This is a genomic window from Desulfobulbaceae bacterium DB1, from assembly GCA_001914235.1.
In the GTDB taxonomy this organism is placed as follows: Bacteria; Desulfobacterota; Desulfobulbia; order Desulfobulbales; family SURF-16; genus DB1.
In genome coordinates this window covers 73,853-92,067 of the sequence record MQUF01000007.1, presented here as the reverse complement: position 1 = coordinate 92,067, position 18,215 = coordinate 73,853, and the positions used below count along the sequence as shown (strand labels likewise).

11 protein-coding genes and 2 pseudogenes are annotated in these 18,215 nt (G+C 54.0%); 12 read left to right on the top strand and 1 reads right to left on the bottom strand.

Features of this window, described 5'->3' with window-relative positions:
- Nucleotides 1-29 precede the first annotated feature (29 nt).
- From BM485_09000 to BM485_08980, 5 genes are all read left to right on the top strand, one after another.
- Complete coding sequence (locus BM485_09000) at nt 30-2,765, top strand: hypothetical protein (protein ID OKY75390.1); 2,736 nt, start codon at nt 30-32, stop codon at nt 2,763-2,765.
- Nucleotides 2,766-2,822: 57 nt separating this feature from the next.
- Nucleotides 2,823-5,882, top strand: a complete 3,060-nt coding sequence (locus tag BM485_08995; GenBank protein ID OKY75389.1) for a hypothetical protein — start codon at nt 2,823-2,825, stop codon at nt 5,880-5,882.
- Nucleotides 5,883-6,214: 332 nt separating this feature from the next.
- Nucleotides 6,215-7,474 carry a DNA repair exonuclease gene (locus BM485_08990; protein OKY75388.1) on the top strand — a complete coding sequence of 420 codons (1,260 nt, stop codon included), beginning with the start codon at nt 6,215-6,217 and terminating at the stop codon, nt 7,472-7,474.
- Nucleotides 7,471-10,974, top strand: coding sequence for a hypothetical protein (locus BM485_08985; GenBank protein OKY75387.1), 3,504 nt, complete (start codon nt 7,471-7,473; stop codon nt 10,972-10,974). Before BM485_08990 ends, BM485_08985 begins: the two co-directional genes overlap by 4 nt.
- Nucleotides 10,975-11,318: 344 nt before the next feature.
- Nucleotides 11,319-11,789, top strand: coding sequence for a hypothetical protein (locus tag BM485_08980; protein ID OKY75386.1), 471 nt, complete (start codon nt 11,319-11,321; stop codon nt 11,787-11,789).
- A gap of 58 nt (nt 11,790-11,847) precedes the next feature.
- Here the strand turns inward: BM485_08980 and BM485_08975 are convergent, their stop codons facing one another.
- A complete protein-coding gene (locus BM485_08975) occupies nt 11,848-12,102 on the bottom strand; it encodes a hypothetical protein (protein ID OKY75385.1) in 255 nt (84 codons plus the stop codon).
- Between the two features lie 12 nt (nt 12,103-12,114).
- Between BM485_08975 and BM485_08970 the strand changes: the two genes are divergently transcribed.
- From BM485_08970 to BM485_08940, 7 genes and pseudogenes are all read left to right on the top strand, one after another.
- Nucleotides 12,115-12,693 (top strand): hypothetical protein, encoded by a 579-nt coding sequence (locus BM485_08970; protein OKY75384.1) that lies wholly within the window; start codon nt 12,115-12,117, stop codon nt 12,691-12,693.
- On the top strand, nt 12,683-13,315 hold the full coding sequence (locus tag BM485_08965) for a hypothetical protein (GenBank protein ID OKY75383.1): 633 nt from the start codon (nt 12,683-12,685) through the stop codon (nt 13,313-13,315). Before BM485_08970 ends, BM485_08965 begins: the two co-directional genes overlap by 11 nt.
- A complete protein-coding gene (locus BM485_08960; GenBank protein ID OKY75382.1) occupies nt 13,059-13,994 on the top strand; it encodes a hypothetical protein in 936 nt (311 codons plus the stop codon). Before BM485_08965 ends, BM485_08960 begins: the two co-directional genes overlap by 257 nt.
- Nucleotides 13,995-14,107: 113 nt before the next feature.
- Nucleotides 14,108-14,431 carry a hypothetical protein gene (locus BM485_08955; protein ID OKY75381.1) on the top strand — a complete coding sequence of 108 codons (324 nt, stop codon included), beginning with the start codon at nt 14,108-14,110 and terminating at the stop codon, nt 14,429-14,431.
- 153 nt (nt 14,432-14,584) lie between these two features.
- A pseudogene (locus tag BM485_08950) lies at nt 14,585-15,668 on the top strand (ABC transporter substrate-binding protein).
- Between the two features lie 160 nt (nt 15,669-15,828).
- A pseudogene (locus tag BM485_08945) lies at nt 15,829-16,269 on the top strand (hypothetical protein).
- 510 nt (nt 16,270-16,779) lie between these two features.
- The gene (locus tag BM485_08940; GenBank protein OKY75415.1) at nt 16,780-18,132 is read left to right on the top strand and encodes a hypothetical protein; all 1,353 of its coding nucleotides are present in this window, start codon (nt 16,780-16,782) and stop codon (nt 18,130-18,132) included.
- Nucleotides 18,133-18,215: the final 83 nt, after the last annotated feature.

The following is an 18,215-nucleotide window of genomic DNA, read 5'->3' as shown; positions in this document are numbered from 1 at the left end:
GAAAGATGAGATTGAAGGTTGGCCCTTGCATGAATGAACGTCAAAAGATAATCGCCATTTTCAGTGCAACCATCGTTGTCCTCGTGTCATTGGTTGCCGGAGGAAGTATTTATTTCCTCTATAAAACCGCGGTGAGTGAGCAGGGAATCAGGCTGTTGGAAATGACGATCAGCAGGGCGCGTTTGCTGGAGGCGCTGGATCGGGATCTTCTTTTTGCGGCAACGCAAAAAAAGGCCGAGGACGGGGAGGGAAAGACGGGACACGACGCCCTTCTGCATCTGTTGCAGAATGCGACGGAAAAGCCCGGTGAGGAAAATCGTCTGGCCACATTTTTTACCAAGGAAAACGAGCAGCGGGCGGAGAGCCTCGAATTTGTCGTGGCCCACAAGGTGGATGATCAGGTTTTTTTCATTAACTCCCGGGGCAAGGAAATGCAGCCGACCCCTTTTGCAAAACTTGCCGAAAAACCTATCGGTCAGGCCCTCTCCGGCAAGACAGGGGTCCGACAGGTGACGGATCATCTCGGCGTACCGGTGCTGGTGGCCTTCACCTCCATTAACGACACCGGATTCGGGCTTGCGGCCAAGGTTTCCATTGTGGATCTGCAGAGCGCCTTTGTCCAGGCCGGCTATTCTTCCCTGGTCGTTACCATCATCGTCTTGATGGTGGGGATCGTCATTTTGCTTGCCATTGTCAATCCCCTTATTCTCAGTCTTGAGGAGGCACGGGATCAGGCGGCGGCGGCAAACCGGGTAAAGGGTGAATTTCTGGCCAATATGAGCCATGAAATCAGGACGCCGATGAACGGCATCATCGGTATGACCGCCCTGGCCCTGGAAACGGATCTCAGCGATGAGCAGCGCACCTACCTGCGAACCGTGGAAAATTCGGCAAAAAATCTCCTTGGTTTGTTAAACGACATCCTCGATTTTTCCAAGATTGAATCAGGCCAGCTGGAAATGGAGATCCGCCCCTTTAATCTGCGGGAAACCATGGAAAACTGCATCCAGATCTTTGCCGCCCAGGCACATGAAAAAGGGGTGGAGCTCTTTGCCCATATTCCCGCCGACATTCCGGTTGATGTGGTCGGCGATCAGCTGCGACTTAATCAGATTTTGTTTAACCTGGTGAGCAATGCGGTGAAATTCACCTCTTCCGGCGAAATCGTCGTTTGCGTCGATCGACAGCAAGCGGCCGGTAATAGAGGTGACGGCATGTTGCAGCTTCATTTTACCGTGACGGACACCGGAATCGGGGTTGCCGAGGACAAGCAGGAGATGATTTTCGACAGTTTCAGTCAGGCGGACAGCTCGGTTGCCCGTCTTCATGGCGGCACCGGACTCGGGCTGGCTATTTCCAGGAAACTGGTGGAAATGATGGACGGCCGTATCTGGATGGAAGGAAATCCGGGGGGCGGCAGTGTTTTTCATTTTACCGCCTTTTTCCGCGAGGGAACCGCGATCAGCGCGCCGGCCGTCTTTTATGCCGATACCGATCATTTTCCCGTGCTGGTGGTGGATGATAACGAAACAAACCGTTATATCCTGAAAGAGATACTGCGGGGCTGGAATTTTCCCGTGGCGGAGGCGGCCTCGGGTGAAGAGGCGCGGCGGGAAGTGGAGCGGGCCTTCCGTACAGGCTATCCGTATCGCCTGCTCATACTTGATTTCCGCATGGGGTCTTTAAACGGGCTGCAGCTGGCCGAGGAACTGAGCACCCAACTGGGTGAGGCGATGATGCCCTTTCTTCTCCTTTCCTCATCAGTGGAACGGGGGATCTCCAAACGGTGTCAGGGCATGCCGGGATGCTTTTTTCTCATGAAACCTTTCAAAAAGGATGAACTGGCCCACTGTATCCAGGCAGCCATCAGCGGCAAAAAGACGGACACGAAAAAACGCCTGGTTGCGCCTGTCTCGCCTGCGATGCGGCCGATTGATGTGCTGCTGGTGGAGGATCACAAGATCAACCGGGATCTGGCCCGCCTGTTGCTTGAAAAAAGAGGGCATCGGGTTATTGAGGCGGAAAACGGTATCGGCGGTCTGCAGAAGCTTGCCGAAATGCACCATGATCTTGTTTTGATGGATGTGCAGATGCCGATCATGGACGGTTTCACCGCCACCAGGATCATCCGTTTCTGTGAACGGGAAAAATTCGCGGAAGCGCTCAAACTGTACCCCTTTTTGGCGGATAACGGCGGCGAGCGGATGCTTGCCGGGATTGCGGCGAATTCCGCCGGACGCCGGATTCCCATTGTCGCCCTCACCGCCCGCGCCATGCAGAAAGACAAGGAGCAGTGTCTGGAAATGGGCATGGATGATTTTCTGACCAAGCCGTTTAACGCCTCTGCCATGTATGACGTCATCGAACGACTGACCGGCAGCAAGGGCAGCGGCGTGAACGGCGGCAACGGCGGTTTGCTTTCCAGCCGGCCGGTGTCCGCGGCGGAAGTTCTGGAAAATGTGCGGGAAAAACTGCGGAATGAGTATAATCTGCAACCTGAAAAAATCAGGGATATTCTGCACAGCACCGTGAAAAATCTTGAAGTGCATCTGGTGACCGCCGAAGGGGCGCTTGCCGTGGGTGACCTGGAATCCTTGGGGTTTGCCGCCCATGGCATGAAGGGTATCCTGCTCAATTTTTCCATGGATGAGCTTGCCGAGCTGGCAAACCGTATTGAGCTGGCGGCCATGGACCGGGCTGCCGCCCCGTTTGCGGAAATGGTTGCTGATCTCAGGCGCGGCCTGAATGATTTTTTTACGGGTTGATCATACGCTGATTTTATGAAAATGTCCTCTACCTCACTCCCGCCCGCATCTCCCCGCATGCTCAGGATTAATATCATCTTCGGCGTGAGCATCGGCATACTGCTGCTTGTTTTTAACTGGTGGTCGTTCCGGGAGATGAAATCCGAGCGGGTCCGCTATCACACCTTGCAGGAAGTGATTCTCTCGCTGGGAAAGGATGTCAATGGCGCGATTCTCGAGGAGCGTCGCATTCTTTCCTTTCTGCTTGATCCGGACACGGATATCCCTCTTACGGCGGATCGCCCTGATTATGCCGGCTTAATTGCCAGGTACAGGCCGTTGGCCGATCATGCCGACAGTGAAAAAGCCTTTGATGAATTCGCCGACGCCTTGCTGCTGTTGGAGAAAAATCGAACGAAATCTTTTGCGTGGCGGGATCGTTTCCTGCTTTTGAGGCAGGAAAACTCCGATGCGCGGCTGAATAGCTCCGGGGTGCGGGCCGATTCGCCGGCGGAGGAGCGGGAAAAGTTGCGAGCCGCGGTCATGCAGAGTTTTTTTGACGTCCGGCAAACCCAGCAGGATTTTACCACCGCTCTTGTTGATTTCAGTAAGAAAAAGAGCCTCGCGGCCGATCAGATTCTCGGCCGCAGCTGGATGGCGGTGGTTGTGGTCAGCATCGTCATGACCTTCATTTTTATTGTTGTCTCCAGGAAGTTAATCGGAATTTTCGAGAATGCAATAAACGACCGGGAGGAATTTTTTGCTGAAATAAAAAATTCTCATCACCAGCTTGATCAGATATTCAACACCGCCGGAAACGGCATGGCGGTTATCGACAGGGATTTTACGATCATCAAGGTCAATGATATATTTTGTGACCTGATTGGAAAACAGCGCGCAGACGTTGAGAAGATGAAATGTTACGAGGTTGTTCCCGAAGCGAACTGCCATACCGAACACTGCCCTGTTGCGCTTCTCCGGCAGGGTTCCGGCAGGGTGGAGTATGAAATCGAAAAGCAACTGGCCGACGGCCGGCAAATCAAGTGTCTGCTCCGGGCCACTCCCTGGTGCGACGACCAGGGAGGATTTTTAGGCATCATCGAGGATTTTCAGGATGTCGGCCACATTCGTGAAGCCCAGAAAGCGTTACGCCTGGCCAAGGAAGAGGCGGAGGCCGCCAATGCCTCCAAAAATGAATTTCTGGCAAACATGAGCCATGAAATCCGCACTCCCTTGAACGGCATCATGGGCATGACCGAACTGGTGCTGAACTCGGACTTGTCCTCCGACCAGCGACGATTTCTCGAAATGGTCAAGACGTCGGCCCATCGTTTGCTGGATGTGGTCAACGAGATTCTTGATTTTTCCAAAATCGAGGCTGGTACCTTTGAAATTGAACACATCCCCTTCAGCCTTTCGGATGTTATCGGCAATTCCCTGCGCATCCTCTCTTTCAAGGCTCATGACAAGGGGTTGAAGCTTACCTATCAGATTGATCCGGAACTGGTGGATGGATTTATCGGCGATCCAGGTCGTTTACGGCAGGTGTTGCTGCATCTGGTGGGCAACAGTATCAAATTCACCAATGAGGGCGAGATCACCGTTGCCGTCAACCGGGCGGGAACGCCCGAAAGAGGAATTGAGGGAAAGAAACATGGTGCCCGCGACATCTCCCTGCACTTCAGTGTTGCCGACACGGGGATCGGTATTCCCCGTGACAAGCAGAAGATCATTTTTCAGGCCTTTAATCAGGTGGATGGGTCGTCGTCACGCCGTTACGGCGGCACAGGTCTTGGCCTGACCATCTGCGCCCAGCTGGTGGGGCTGATGGCCGGCGAACTCTGGCTGGAAAGTGAATCCGGCAAGGGGACGACCTTTCATTTTACCCTGCTGCTTCAGGCCCAGGCGCGTCAGGGCAAGGTTGTCGAGCCGGTAAAAGTCGGTGATCTGGGGGCCATGTCTTTTCTGCTGGTTGCCGACAATGCCGCCGGCCGCTTTGTCCTCAAGGAAATGATCGGCGAATGGAACAAAGGACTGCATGTTGCGGAAAACGCCGATGTGGCCCTGGCAATGGCCAGGGAAAAACATTTCGATATTATCCTGCTCGATTCCCTGCCGGCCAATGAGCATGTTTTTGATCTGGCCGAACGACTGCGCGAAATCGTGAAAGGGGCACGGATGATCATGCTTACCGCCACCGGACAGCGTGGTGACGCGTTGCGCTGCAAGGATGTCGGGATTTCCTCATACCTGCTCAAACCGGTGAGCAAGGCCGAACTGCTGGAAGCCATCCGCACCATTCTTTCCTGCGCGCCGGAGGATCTGGCCAACATGCCCCTGGTTACCCGTCATTCAATTCGGGAAAATCAGCAAACTCTGCATATCCTGCTGGCAGAGGATGAGGAGATCAATCGGACCCTGGTGGTGGAACTCATCCGCTCCGAGGGATGGCGGATTACCACGGTGGAAAACGGCCGCCAGGCCCTCGACGCCTTGCGGGAAGATTATTTTCACCTGGTGCTGATGGATATTCAGATGCCGGAGATGGATGGTTTCGAGGCCGTTGCCCGGATTCGCAAAAGAGAAAAGCAAAGCGGCGGCCATCTTCCCGTCATCGCCCTGACCGCGCATGCGCTTGTCGCCGACCGGCAGAAATGTTTTGACGCCGGCATGGACGGTTATGTCTCCAAGCCCGTTCACCGGGACAGTTTGTGTCGTGAGATTGAGAAGGTTCTCGGCAAGGATCTCAGCATGAAATCCGTTACCCTGACGCCGAAAAGAAAAGGAGCTGAATTCCTCGATTACGATGCCTTTCTTTATGACAACTGTAACGGCAAGGTGGAACTGGCCAAAAAACTGCTCAGACATCTCATTCATGTCAGCGGGCCCCAATGGCTGCAGGATGCCGAGGCGGCGATTGCCGCGGGGGATGAGGTAAAGCTGCGCAAGGTCTGCCATTCTCTCAAGGGGACGGCCGCAACCGTTTGCGCCCATTCCTTTGCCCGCTCAGGGGCGGAATTGGGCAGGCTGGCCCGGGAAGGAAAAATGGAAGAGACCCCTAACGGCCTGGAGCAGTTGAAGAAAGAGTTCAACCGTATCCGGCAATGGGCGCAGACAAGTAATCTGGATCTCTTGTGACACCGTGTTCCTTGATTGCCGCAATGGCAACTTTTGCCGTGAATGCAGATGAGTGCGTTGTGTTCTTTTTGTCATGTTTTTTGCTCCTTTTGTGTTTTTGTTGAATTTAACGGACTGGAGCAACCTTTTTACGTAACGTCCTGTCCAAATTTCCCGGACCGGCGCTCCGGGTCCGGTCCTTCGTTTCTGCCGAAAGTATTCTTGTGCGTCAATTGAACAATTAAATATTCCTCATTTCCGTATTTTCCTTGCACATTATTGCCCTGAATGGAATAACGCATTATATTCCAATTTCATATCCTGAAATGTGAAACTTTCTTAGGTATAACAACATGTTCCGTTTTATTCATGCTGCAGACATCCATTTGGACAGTCCGTTGAAAGGACTGGAAGCTCATGAAGACGCTCCGACGGAAGAGATACGGGGCGCGACCAGGAGGGCTTTCGACAATCTGATTGACCTTGCCATCGACGAGAAGGTCGATTTTGTTCTGATAGTCGGCGATCTTTATGATGGTGACTGGAAGGATTACAACACCGGCCTTTTTTTCGTCAGTCGCATGGGCAGACTGGCGAAAGCAGGTATTAAGGTGTTCATCGTTTCCGGCAATCATGATGCCGCAAGTCTTATTACCAAAAACATGCCCTTGCCGGACAATGTGACGCTCTTTTCGCCCGGAAAGCCTCAATCAAAAACCATTGATCATCTTCGCGTTGTCATCCATGGCCAGAGTTATTCCGTAAAGGCAGTCATCGATAATCTTGCCGCCGGGTATCCCCAGCGTGATTCAGACTATTTCAATATCGGCCTGCTCCATACCTCTTTGACCGGACGGGCAGATCATGAAAATTACGCCCCATGCAGTGTAAGTGACCTGAAAAGCAAGGGATATGACTATTGGGCCTTGGGCCATATCCATAAACGGGAAGTTGTTTCAGAGGAGCCGTTGATTATTTTTTCAGGGAACATTCAAGGGCGTCATATCAAGGAGACAGGCTCAAAAGGCGCCATCTTGGTGACGGTGGAGGAAGGCAGAGTCATTGACGTTGAAGAGCGAGAACTGGATGTACTGCGCTGGGCAATCTGTGACGTCGACCTTTCCGAATGCGAGACGACGGAAAATATATACGCAGCAGTGCGGGCCGCCTTTGAAGGGGAACTGGCGAAGGCAGACGGCAGAACCCTGGCCGTACGTCTCATCCTTACAGGGAAATGCCCTGTACATGCCCAGCTCCTTGAGCGGACGGGACCATGGACCGAAGAATTTCGTGGCATTGCCGCAAGCCTTGGCGATGTGTGGCTGGAAAAGGTAAAGTTTAACACAAGTCGGGAAGTGAGCCTTGAGGAAATTATCGGCGAAGACTCGCCCATTGCCGGCCTGATCAAGTCCATCCGGGAACTCGTACTCGATGGCGAGAACCTCACGGCGTTGCTGCCGGAACTGGCAACTCTCAAGGCCAAGTTGCCGGCCGAGATATACGGCAGCGAAGAACCCTTTCTGGAAACCTCCCCGGAAAAAATCGCGGAACTTCGTACAGAAGTCCGGGAAATGCTCATCTCCAAACTGCTCCGGCATGGAGGTGCAAGATGAGGCTGAAAAGTCTTGATCTCAAAGCCTTTGGCCCTTTTACCAACCGGACTCTGGAGTTTGACTCCAGGGAGCCGGGACTCCATATTATCTTTGGTGCCAACGAGGCCGGCAAAAGCAGTTCACTCCGGGCACTCAAGGCCCTGCTCTATGGCTTTCATGTCCAGACTCCCGATAATTTCATCCACTCCTATGACCAGCTGCTGGTCGGCGGCTGCCTTGAAAACAAAGACGGGAATGAGATTTTTTTTCAGCGCCGCAAAAAACGCGTGGGAGATCTTCTTGATGCGGCGGGAAACCCCATGGACCCGGATGCATTAGCAACATTTCTTCATGGCGTGGAGCCGGCAATCTTTGAGTCCCTGTATGGCATTGACCACAACCGTTTGGTTGAAGGGGGAAATGAAATTTTGTCGCAAAAGGGTGAAATCGGTCAGGCGCTCTTTGCGGCCGGCGCTGGGCTTTCGTCCCTCAAGGCGGTTATTGATCAACTGGAACAGGAAGCTGCCGGCCTCTTTAAGTCCGCCGGGCAACTGCCGGAAATCAACAAGTCCATCAAACAATTCAAGGAGCTGCAACGAGAGGCCAAAGAGGCCAGTCTTTCCTCAAAGGAATGGAAGGACCTACAGGAAGCCTTGAAAGAAGCTGATTCAGCGCGGGCCCGCCTTGAAGACACACGGGAGGACAAGAACAAGGAACTGCGCCGCCTTGAGCGTCTGAAGCAGGCTATCCCTGAGCTTGCCGAGCTGAAAATGTGGCGGGAGCGTTTAGGAGACCTGGGTGAGGTGATCTCCCTGCCGCCTGATATCCGCGAAAAGCACCACCAGGTGGAACAGGCTGTCCGTGAGGCAAGGATCCAACTGCAAAACAAATCCGACCGCTTGCAACAGCTCGGCAATAAGCGCAAGGACATCTCGCTCAACAGGGTTCTTCTGGAAAATGCCGAGTTGGTGGATGATTTTCACCAGCGTCTGGGGGAATACCGGAAGGGCCGGCAAGACAGGCCTGAGCGCAACGGCATGCGGATCAATCTGCGCAAGGAGGCAGCTCAGTTACTGAAACAGATACGACCGGATCTGTCTTTGGAAGATGTTGAGCAACTGAGACCGATGCTTATCAAGAAACGAACGGTGCAGGAGTTGAGCGCCCGCTTTGCAGCGATTCATCAGCACGAGATGCAGGCCAAAAAGCAGAGAAAGGCCGCGGAACAAGAACTGCAGGAAGTGAGAAAGGCTCTTGAGGCCATGCCTGTCACCAGGGATACTCATGACCTTAACCTGGCCGTAAAACCGGCTCGCAAGGCGGGTGATATCGATGGCCGGATAGACAATGCCCGAAATACTGTTGAGCAGGGCAAGAAGGAATGCCTTGCTGAACTGAAGCGGATTGGCCACTGGTCAGGAGAGCTTTCCGCGCTTATGGAATTGCCCCTCCCCCTTTCCGAGACTGTGCGGAAATTTGAGCAGGGCTACAGCGAGATACGTGATGAAAGGCGTGTCTTGGAAAAAGACCGAAAGAATTCAACCTCGGAACTCAAATCTGCCATGGCTGAGCTTAAAAAGCTCGAATATGCCGGAGAAGTCCTTTCAGAAAATGATTTGACCAGGACGCGGGAAAATCGGGAGCAGGGCTGGCGGCTCCTGCGGAGGCAATGGCTTGACAATGAGGATGTGTCGGAAGAAAGCCGGGCTTTTAATTCTGAAAAACCACTTCCTGAGGCTTACGAAGGCCTGGTTCATCTGGCAGATGTCATTGCCGACAAACTTCGGAACGAGGCTGACAGAGTGGCCGGTGCCGCCAACCTCAAAGCCCTGGTGGACCAACATCAAGAAAAATTAGCGGAGTGTGAAAAGGAAGAAAACGACCTTGATCAGCGTGCGGAGAACATAGCTGGAGAATGGTCCCGAATATGGGAGCCGCTAGGGATCAAACCTCTTTCTCCCAAAGAAATGAGCGGCTGGCTCAACGCCATGGAAAAGCTTCGTTACCGGGTGGGAGATCTTCTGAAAAAGACAACGGAAATCGCAACCGAGAACTTGAAAAGGGGAGAACTGCGACAAAAACTTTTCAATGCGCTTGAGAAAATCGCGGCCAAGGGGATTCCCGGCGGCGATGCCCTCGGCCCGATTCTTGTTTTTTCCGAGGACTTACTGGAAGAGATTGCTCGTCAGAAAACGGAAGTGGAACGTTTGCAAGAGCGGCAAAAAGAGGCAAAGAAAATTTTTGACAGGTCGGAAGGCGACTTGACTGACGCCCAAGATTCGCGGGCCTTGTGGAAGGAGCAGTGGGAAAAAGCGCTCTCCGGACTCGGCTTGCAAGGGGAAATTTCTGTTCATGAGGCCAACGATTATTTCGATACCCTGCAAAATTGTCTGGACAAGGTGAAAGAGGCAGGTGATCTGCGAAAGCGCATCGAAGGGATAGATCGAGACGCGGACGAACTGAAAAGAGAGTTGCAGGCAGTCCTCCGGAAGGTTGACCCGCTCATGTTGTCATTGCCCCTGGATCAGGCGATTCTGCAATTAAAGGCCGCACTCGCCCGGGCCCTCAAAGACAGCATCCGGCACGACCAATTGACCGAGGAGTTGGAAATTTTACAGGATGAGGTGTCGGCGACGGAAAAAATCCTCCAGGCAGCCAATGAGCAAAGGGCTGAACTCATGAAAATTGCCAAATGCGAAAAGGCGGAGGAACTTGGGGGGATTATCGGCAGGTTCGAGAAATACCGGCAAATTCAGGAGAAGATTTCAGTAATCGAGGCCACCTTGGCCAAGATAGGAGCCGGGGCAGGTGTTGACGAACTTACCAGGCAGGCGGCAGACGTGGATGCCGACGAATTGTCTGGTCATATAACTTCCTTGCACCAGGAGCTGGAAGAGAAAATTAATCCTGCGATTAACCAAATCTCCCAGGAGATCGGGGAGATAAACACCAGGCTGAAGTCAATGGATGGCAGTGCCAAGGCGGCAGAGGCCAGGGAAAGGATGGAGCGGGAACTGGCCAGGATGAGGCGTCTTGTGGAAAGGTTTACCAGGGTGAAGCTTGCCTCCAGGATTCTGCAGCAGGAGATTGAGCGTTACAGGGAAGAAAATCAGGACCCGGTGATGCAGATCGCGGGAAGATATTTTGAGGCCCTTACTCTGCGCTCCTTTGCCGGGCTGAAGGCGGATGTGGATGATAAGGGGGAGCCGATCCTGGTGGGTATCCGTCCGGACGGCAGGCTGATAAAGGTAGAAGGTATGAGTGACGGCACCCGTGATCAGCTCTATCTGGCCCTGCGTTTGGCCACTTTGGAGTGGCGGATGAAGACAAGTGAACCCATGCCGTTTATTGTCGATGATATTCTCATCAACTTCGATGACGATCGTGCACGGGCCACACTGAAGGTTTTGGCTGATCTTGGTAAGAAAAATCAGGTCATTCTCTTTACCCACCACCGCCAAATAGTTGAGGAGGCTGGAAAGCTGGGGGGCAAAGCCGGCGTAGAGGTGCATGAGTTATAGAGTTCAATGCAATGCATGTGGGCGGAGATGGATTTCGTCCGGATCCGGGTTCATAAAAAGGGAGGCGGAGTCAGCACGCTGGAGATTGCCGGATAAACGGCGGGTTGTTTTTCGACAATCATCGATTTCAGCTCGACAATAATGTCGGAAGAGAAGCGCGGAAAACGGATTTTCAGGAGTCATTGCGCATGGCGATGATTGCTTCTTTTTGTATACTTCTTTTAAAATCAACATGTTAAGATTTTCTATTGCGTGTTGGCACGGCTGTTGAATAATGGGATAAAGCAAAAGCGGAAATCAAAATCACTTTTTATGCCATTACTCAATTACAAGGAGGCAACAACATGAAAAAAACAATCGCAGCAATCGCACTGGCAGCAACAATCGGTCTTTTCGGGTTTTATAATGCAGACGCACAGCGGGGTCCCCAGGGTTGGGGCGGTGGTCCGGCGGCAGCCGACTGCATGAAGGCGCAACCCATGGATGCGGAAACCAAGAAAACCTATAATACCTTCATGGATGCAACTGTTGATCTGCGCAAGGATATGTTCAGTCTGCAGGAGCAGATGCGGGCCTTGAGGTTTGCCGAGAACCCGGACCAGAGTGCGATCGATGCCCTGGCTGATCAGATGTTTGATCTGCGCGGCCGGATTCAGGCCAAGGCTGAAGAACTCGGCTGGCAAGGCGGCGGCGCCGGTTATGGCTGCAATTTTGATGGCAACGGCCCCTGTGCCGGGATGGGGCAAGGATGCGGCAAGGGCATGGGGAAAGGTTACGGACGCCATTGCCGGGGACCGGTAACCGAGCAGAACTAAATCATTTTTCACTCCTTTCTTTTTCTTCATCTTCTCTCCTCCAGGGCAGCCCGTCCGCTTACGCGGACGGGCTGCCCTTTTTTATTTCAAAATGGCCGCATCCCCATGCTTGATAAAATATTCTGTTTTTTTCCGTACCTCTCTTGCCCCGGTCGGCTGAAGCGGGTGTGCGGGACTTGCAAAAGTTCGGCAAGTAGGATAGAGAGGGGGACTGAATGCGTTGACCGTTACCGGTTTTGAGCCTGCGAGGAATTTTCTTGATTCCGGGGAAAAAGCTTTTCACCGTTAACCGGCAGCCGTCAACCGGAAACATTGTGGCCCCCTGATGAGTGATAATTTTTTAGTTCCTCTGCTCACGCGCCTTTGCCGCCTGATCGATCAGACCAATCTCTGGATCGGCCGAACGGTCTCCCGGCTTGCCGTGCTCCTTGTGCTGGTGGTTTTCGGCAACGTGGTGCTGCGCTATCTCTTCCACGCAAGTTTTGTTTTTCTGCATGAACTTGAGTGGCATCTCTTTGCCCTTATCTTTCTCTTGGGCGGCGGCTATACCCTGCTCAAGGAAGGCCATGTCCGGGTGGACATCGTCTACCAGCGCCTGGGCGCCCGCAGCCGGGCCTGGATCAATCTTGCCGGCGTGTTGTTGCTTCTGCTGCCCGGCTGCTGGCTGGTCATTGCCACGGGTGTGCCTTTTGCGGTTTCTTCCTTCCGGATGGGGGAGGGGTCACCGGATCCCGGTGGCATTCAATTTCGTTTCGTCCTGAAATCCATCATCAGTTTGGCATTTTTGCTGATCGGCCTGCAGGGGGTGTCACTCGGCCTGAAAAGCGTGCTGCTGCTCCGCGGTTGTCCTTTGGAACAGAAAAATTGCAGGAATCCGGAGGAGGCTGCCGGCGATGTTTGCTGAGTTTCTTCCCCTTTGGATGTTTGTTGCCCTGACCGTTTTGCTGATGGCGGGATTCCCGGTGGCGTTCACCCTGCTCGGCACCTCCTTGGTGTTCGGTTTCGTCGGTTTCGGCTGGAATTTTTTTAATCTGCTTCCCTTGCGCATCTGGGGGATCATGAACAATTCCACCCTGCTGGCGGTGCCGCTTTTTGTTTTCATGGGGGTCATGCTGGAGCGATCGGGGCTGGCGGAGAGGCTGCTCGACACCATGGCTCTGATTTTCGGACGCATGAGGGGAGGGCTTGCCGTTTCCGTGGTCATGGTCGGTGCGCTTCTCGGCGCCTCAACCGGCATTGTCGGGGCCACGGTGGTGACCATGGGACTTCTTGCCGTTCCCGCCATGTTGCGGCGGGGGTATCAAAAGGAGCTGGCCTGCGGCACGGTGGCTGCTTCCGGTACCCTGGGGCAGATCATTCCCCCCCAGCATCGTTTTGATTCTGATCGGCGACATCGTCGGCGTGCCGGTGGGCGATCTTTTTCTGGGGGCCGTGCTGCCCGGTCTGGTGCTGGTGGTGCTCTATGTAGCCTATATTGTTGTCTGGGCGTATCGAAATCCCGCGCAGGCTCCCGCCGTTGTGCGTGACGAGGGAGGACCCGGGGCGAACCGGCTGCGGATTGTCAAGGCCCTGGCACCGCCCCTGGTTCTCATGGTGGCTGTGCTCGGTTCCCTTTTTGCAGGCATTGCCTCGCCCACCGAGGCCGCCGGCGTCGGAGCGGTTGGAGCCTCGCTTCTTGCCATGGCTTCGGGCCGATTCAATCTGCGCATGGTTGACCAGGTCGCCCGTTCCACCATGCAGCTCACCTTCATGGTCTTTATCGTGCTGGTGGGCGCCGCGGCATTCGGCCTGGTCTTCCGCGGCACCGGCGGTGACGGGCTGGTCCGCGAAGCGCTGCATTCGCTGTCCCGGGGGCTTGGTCCCTGGTCGGTGCTGGCCCCCGTCATGATTGATCTGGGGATTGATCCGGTCTGGCTCTGCATCCTGATCGCGGTCAATCTGCAGACCTCCTTTCTAACCCCTCCCTTCGGCTTTTCCCTTTTTTATCTGCGGGCCGTTTCTCCGCCGGGAGTGACAACCGCCCATATTTACCGGGGGGTGATTCCCTTTGTGCTGCTGCAACTGACCGGACTTCTGATTATCGCCCTTTTCCCCGGACTGGTCGGTTTTTTTTCTGTGAAACCATGTCGGACCGGCGGGCGAATTCCGTTTCCTTTTTTTCGTCAATCACCTTTCATATTGCGCTTGCATAAACAGGGGTGGTAGTGTAACCATGATGTTACAAAGTAGCGTTTTTGCCCTGTTTGGGTGAGTGGATTGAAAAGTCAAGAAATGATGGCCGGGTGAAGATTCCTTGCCGACTGATGAGAGGAAAAAAAATGAATGTTGCACACCATGCGGGAACACACGATTTGTTCCCTGACGGCAGGCTTGCTGAAAGATTTCCCGCCGAGAGGCTGAGCGGAATTTCGTCGATGATGCTCACCATCCGTGATCTGTCCATGACGATGATGGATGCGACCCTGCTCAACATCAGCGAAACCGGCCTCGGTGTCGTTATGCGGCAGGAACTGGCCGTCGGACAGATGGTTGCCGTTTCCTCGGTTCGGGACGACGTCATGCCGACCAAGGCCGTGGTCATGTGGTGCAGCAAGGAAAACAAGGATTGCCGCGTGGGGCTGAAATTTATCAACGCCTCCTGAAGCTGTTTCCCATTGGGAAGTCAAAACCCGGATTTTCGTAATTAACATTGCGGAAATTTGGGTTTTTTTTTGCGCGCTCTTCTGTTGACTTGGCGGGATGAGTCAATTAGTCTTTGAGGGGGCATGTGAAAAAAAGAAAGAAGCGCACGAACTATGGAACGACGTGAATTTCTGCGAAAAACAGCAACAACCGCCCTTGCCGTTGCCGGCGTCTCGACATTCGGCACATCAGTCGCCCGGTCGGAAGAGCAGGCATTTCGCTGGACCATGGTCAGCACCTGGCCACCCAATATGCCCGTGTTGCAGACCGGCGCCGAACGCTTCGCCGAACGGGTGAAAGAGATGAGCCGGGGCCGTCTGCAGATCCAGGTCTTTGCCGGCGGTGAGCTTGTTCCGCCGCTCGAAGTCTTTGATGCGGTTTCCGGCGGCACGGTGCAGCTCGGCAGCGGCGCCTCGTATTACTGGGCGGGAAAGGTCCCTGCCGCCCAATGGTTCACCTCGGTTCCCTTCGGACTGAATGCCCAGGGCATGAACAGCTGGCTCGGCAGCGGCGGGCTTGTGCTGTGGGAGGAGATCTATGAACCGTTTAATCTGATTCCTCGCCCCTTCGGCAATACCGGCATGCAGATGGGCGGCTGGTTCCGCAAGGAAATTAAGGGGATTGATGATTTCAAGGGGCTGAAGATGAGAATTCCCGGACTTGGCGGCAAGGTGGTGGCCAAGGCCGGTGGGACGGTGGTGCTGCTTCCCGCTGCTGAGATATTCACCAGTCTGGAACGAGGGGTGATCGACGCCACCGAATGGGTGGGGCCCCTGCACGATCTGCGCATGGGATTCTATAAGGCCGCTCCCTATTATTATTATCCCGGCTGGCATGAACCGGGCAGCTGTCTTGAGCTGCTGGTCAACAGGCAGGCCTACCTCTCCCTGCCCCGGGATCTGCAAATAATGATCGACACGGCGGCAATGGAGAACAATATCTTGACCTTAAACGAGTTTGAGGCCGGCAACGGCGCCGCCTTAAGCGAGCTGGTGGAAAAACATCAGGTGCAGCTGCGCCGTTTTCCCGATCAGGTGCTGGAAAAACTGAAAGTCATGGCCGCGGAAAGCCTTGAAGAAGAGGCCGGCAAGAATCCCTTGTCCCGCAAGGTGCATGATGCCTTTAAAAAAATTTAAAAAAGATATAGGCAGTTGGGGGGAAGTGCCGGAAAAACCCTATTACCAACTCATGGCCTGAAAACTGGAGCAATATGGAGCAGCCCGCCGAGACAAACATTTTTGTCCATTTTGATTCCCTGCGAGACAGTCTGAAAAGGATTGTCTTTGATCAGGACGAGGCCGTTAATGATGTGGTTGATGCCTTTATTCACCTCAGTTACAAACCGGTTGACACCCCGCCGAAGGCTCTCTTTACCTTTCTCGGCCCTCCGTCGGTGGGTAAAATTTTCTTTGCCCAGACCCTTTCCTCCTTTCTCGAGGGCTATTCCGCCTTCAAACAGTTCGATATGGAGCAGTACAGCGATCCGGACAGCGGGGCCCTGCTCTTTGGCCAGAAAATGACGGTGGACGGCATGGTCGAGGGTGATCTGTCCGGTTTTGTCAAGGAGCATCCGAAGTCGGTCATCCTTTTTGATTCCATTGAAAAGGCGGATAACCAGGTGCAGCTGGCGCTGTTGAAACTGCTCACCGGCAGTGTTCAGGAAAGCGGCCTTGATTGCAGCGAGGTGATCGTCATTTTCACCTCAACCCTGGCCAGTGGTTTTTTGCAGGATCGAAAGTATCGGGCGGACTTGAAGGACAACAAGCCGCGCGCCCAGGCCCTGGTGATGGATGCCATTGCCAGGGAACGGAAGGTGGTGTTTGATTCGGTCCAGTTCTCCATTGCCCCCAAGCTGCTTGCCGTCCTTGCCCGCAGTTTTATTATTATTTTTCAGCCGCTCAGTCTCGATACCATGGTCCGCATCGGCTCCGAAGCCCTGGCCGGCCATTCGGATCAGTTTGCCGAGGTGAGCGGCATGAAGCTGGCCTATCACGATTTTGACCGACTGGTCAAGCTGTTGACCCTTTCCTTTGCCCCCACCATCAGCATCAAAAAGGTGAAACAGAAATTGCCGGATCTGCTTTTCGCCCGGATAACGGATTTTGTCCGCGATCAGCACAAGTATCCCCAGCACGTGCTGTGCAAGATTTCCAAACAGGCGATTGCCTTTGTTGATAAAATTTACAGCGATAAAGAGAATCTGTTGCGGCAACTCTTCAAAAAAAATGAAACGCTGGATATCAGCTGGAAGGAATCATGGCGCGGCAGGACACTGACCTTGACCATCAGTCGGGTGGAGCTGAAAAGAATGCCCCAGTCACCCGATCTGCTGCGGGAATTGCTGCCCATCATCGAATTTTCCGACCTTGCCTTCAGTGATATTGCCGGCAATAAAACGGTGAAGCAGAATCTGAAACAGGTGGTGAGAATCCTTAAAGGGCCGGAGCTGCTGAAGAAATTCCGTATCGACATGCCCAAGGGCATGCTGCTCTACGGTCCGCCCGGTGTGGGTAAAACCATGCTTGGCAAGGCCTTTGCCCGTGAAGCGGAACGGCCCTTTGTCTATGTGTCGCGCAGCGATCTTTTTGATCCCCACTATATCAAGCACGCCTATGCCAAGGCCCGTGAATATGCGCCGAGCATCGTTTTTCTCGACGGCATCGACGTCAAGGGTTTGATTGACGGCGGAGTGTATGCCTCCATGCCGGACGAACAGCTCATCCTTGAACTTGATTCCCTGCCGACGGATCCGGAGGAATCGGTTTTCACCATTGCCACCGCCCAGAAAAGGGAAGAGGTAAGTTCCCGGGTCATTGCCCCCAACCGTATTGACACCTTTGTCGAGGTCCCGGAGCTTGACCGGGATGCAAGGCGGTTTTTCATTGAAAAGATTCTGGCCAAGCCCAATGACGGCAAGATCAACGTGGAACGGGTCATCCGCTATATTTCCGGCATGAGCGGCTATGATCTGCAGCGCATCGGCAAGGAGGCCTCGCTCCATGCCATTCGGCACGGACTGGAGGCCATCACCGAGGAGATCCTTATCGAACAGATCAACATCATCAAATACGGCTACAAACTGGAAAAGAAGCATATCCGCAACCTGGAACAGGATCTCAAAATCACCGCGTTCCACGAGGCGGGCCATGCGGTGCTTTCCCACCTCCTCCTGCCGGACATCAAGATAGAGCAGGTGACTATTGCCCCCCGGTTGAAGAGCATGGGGTTCATTTCTTACAGCATCGAGGATTTTCCCGGCAATATCTGCCGGGACGAGGTGTTCAACAATATCTGCGTCCTGCTGGGCGGAAGGCTGGCCAGCATCCGCAAATTCGGTCCCAAGGGCGATGACACCGGCGCATCCAATGATCTCGAGGTGGCGACCCATCAGGCCTATGCCGCGGTGGCGAGTCTCGGCATGGATAAAGAGATCGGCTATGTGCATACCGACACCCTGTCCCAGAATGTCTGCAAGCAGATGTTTCTCGTCCTGGTGGAGGAGCGGGTGATTCACTGGATGCGGGAGGCAACGGTCAGGGCGCAGGAGTTAGTCGATAAACACTGGAAAAAGGTGGAGCAGTTGGCCGAAATCCTCATCCGCCAGGAGATTGTCGACGGCGCCGAGCTTGAGCATATCATGAAGGGCGTGACGGAGGGGTAAGGTGAGAGACCAATGAGCGCCACGTTCCGCTGCGAATCGATTTCCTGGAAAAAGGTCTCCGTCCTGACACGACGCCTACGGAT

What these genes read in the sequence shown, in the direction of transcription:
- BM485_08985 (OKY75387.1), top strand. Translation starts at nt 7,471, where the DNA reads ATGAGGCTGAAAAGTCTTGATCTCAAAGCCTTTGGCCCTTTTACCAAC.
- BM485_08995 (OKY75389.1), top strand. Translation starts at nt 2,823, where the DNA reads ATGCTCAGGATTAATATCATCTTCGGCGTGAGCATCGGCATACTGCTG.
- BM485_08965 (OKY75383.1), top strand. Translation starts at nt 12,683, where the DNA reads ATGTTTGCTGAGTTTCTTCCCCTTTGGATGTTTGTTGCCCTGACCGTT.
- BM485_08955 (OKY75381.1), top strand. Translation starts at nt 14,108, where the DNA reads ATGAATGTTGCACACCATGCGGGAACACACGATTTGTTCCCTGACGGC.
- BM485_08990 (OKY75388.1), top strand. Translation starts at nt 6,215, where the DNA reads ATGTTCCGTTTTATTCATGCTGCAGACATCCATTTGGACAGTCCGTTG.
- BM485_09000 (OKY75390.1), top strand. Translation starts at nt 30, where the DNA reads ATGAATGAACGTCAAAAGATAATCGCCATTTTCAGTGCAACCATCGTT.
- BM485_08970 (OKY75384.1), top strand. Translation starts at nt 12,115, where the DNA reads ATGAGTGATAATTTTTTAGTTCCTCTGCTCACGCGCCTTTGCCGCCTG.
- BM485_08975 (OKY75385.1), bottom strand. Translation starts at nt 12,102, where the DNA reads ATGTTTCCGGTTGACGGCTGCCGGTTAACGGTGAAAAGCTTTTTCCCC.
- BM485_08980 (OKY75386.1), top strand. Translation starts at nt 11,319, where the DNA reads ATGAAAAAAACAATCGCAGCAATCGCACTGGCAGCAACAATCGGTCTT.
- BM485_08940 (OKY75415.1), top strand. Translation starts at nt 16,780, where the DNA reads ATGCCCCAGTCACCCGATCTGCTGCGGGAATTGCTGCCCATCATCGAA.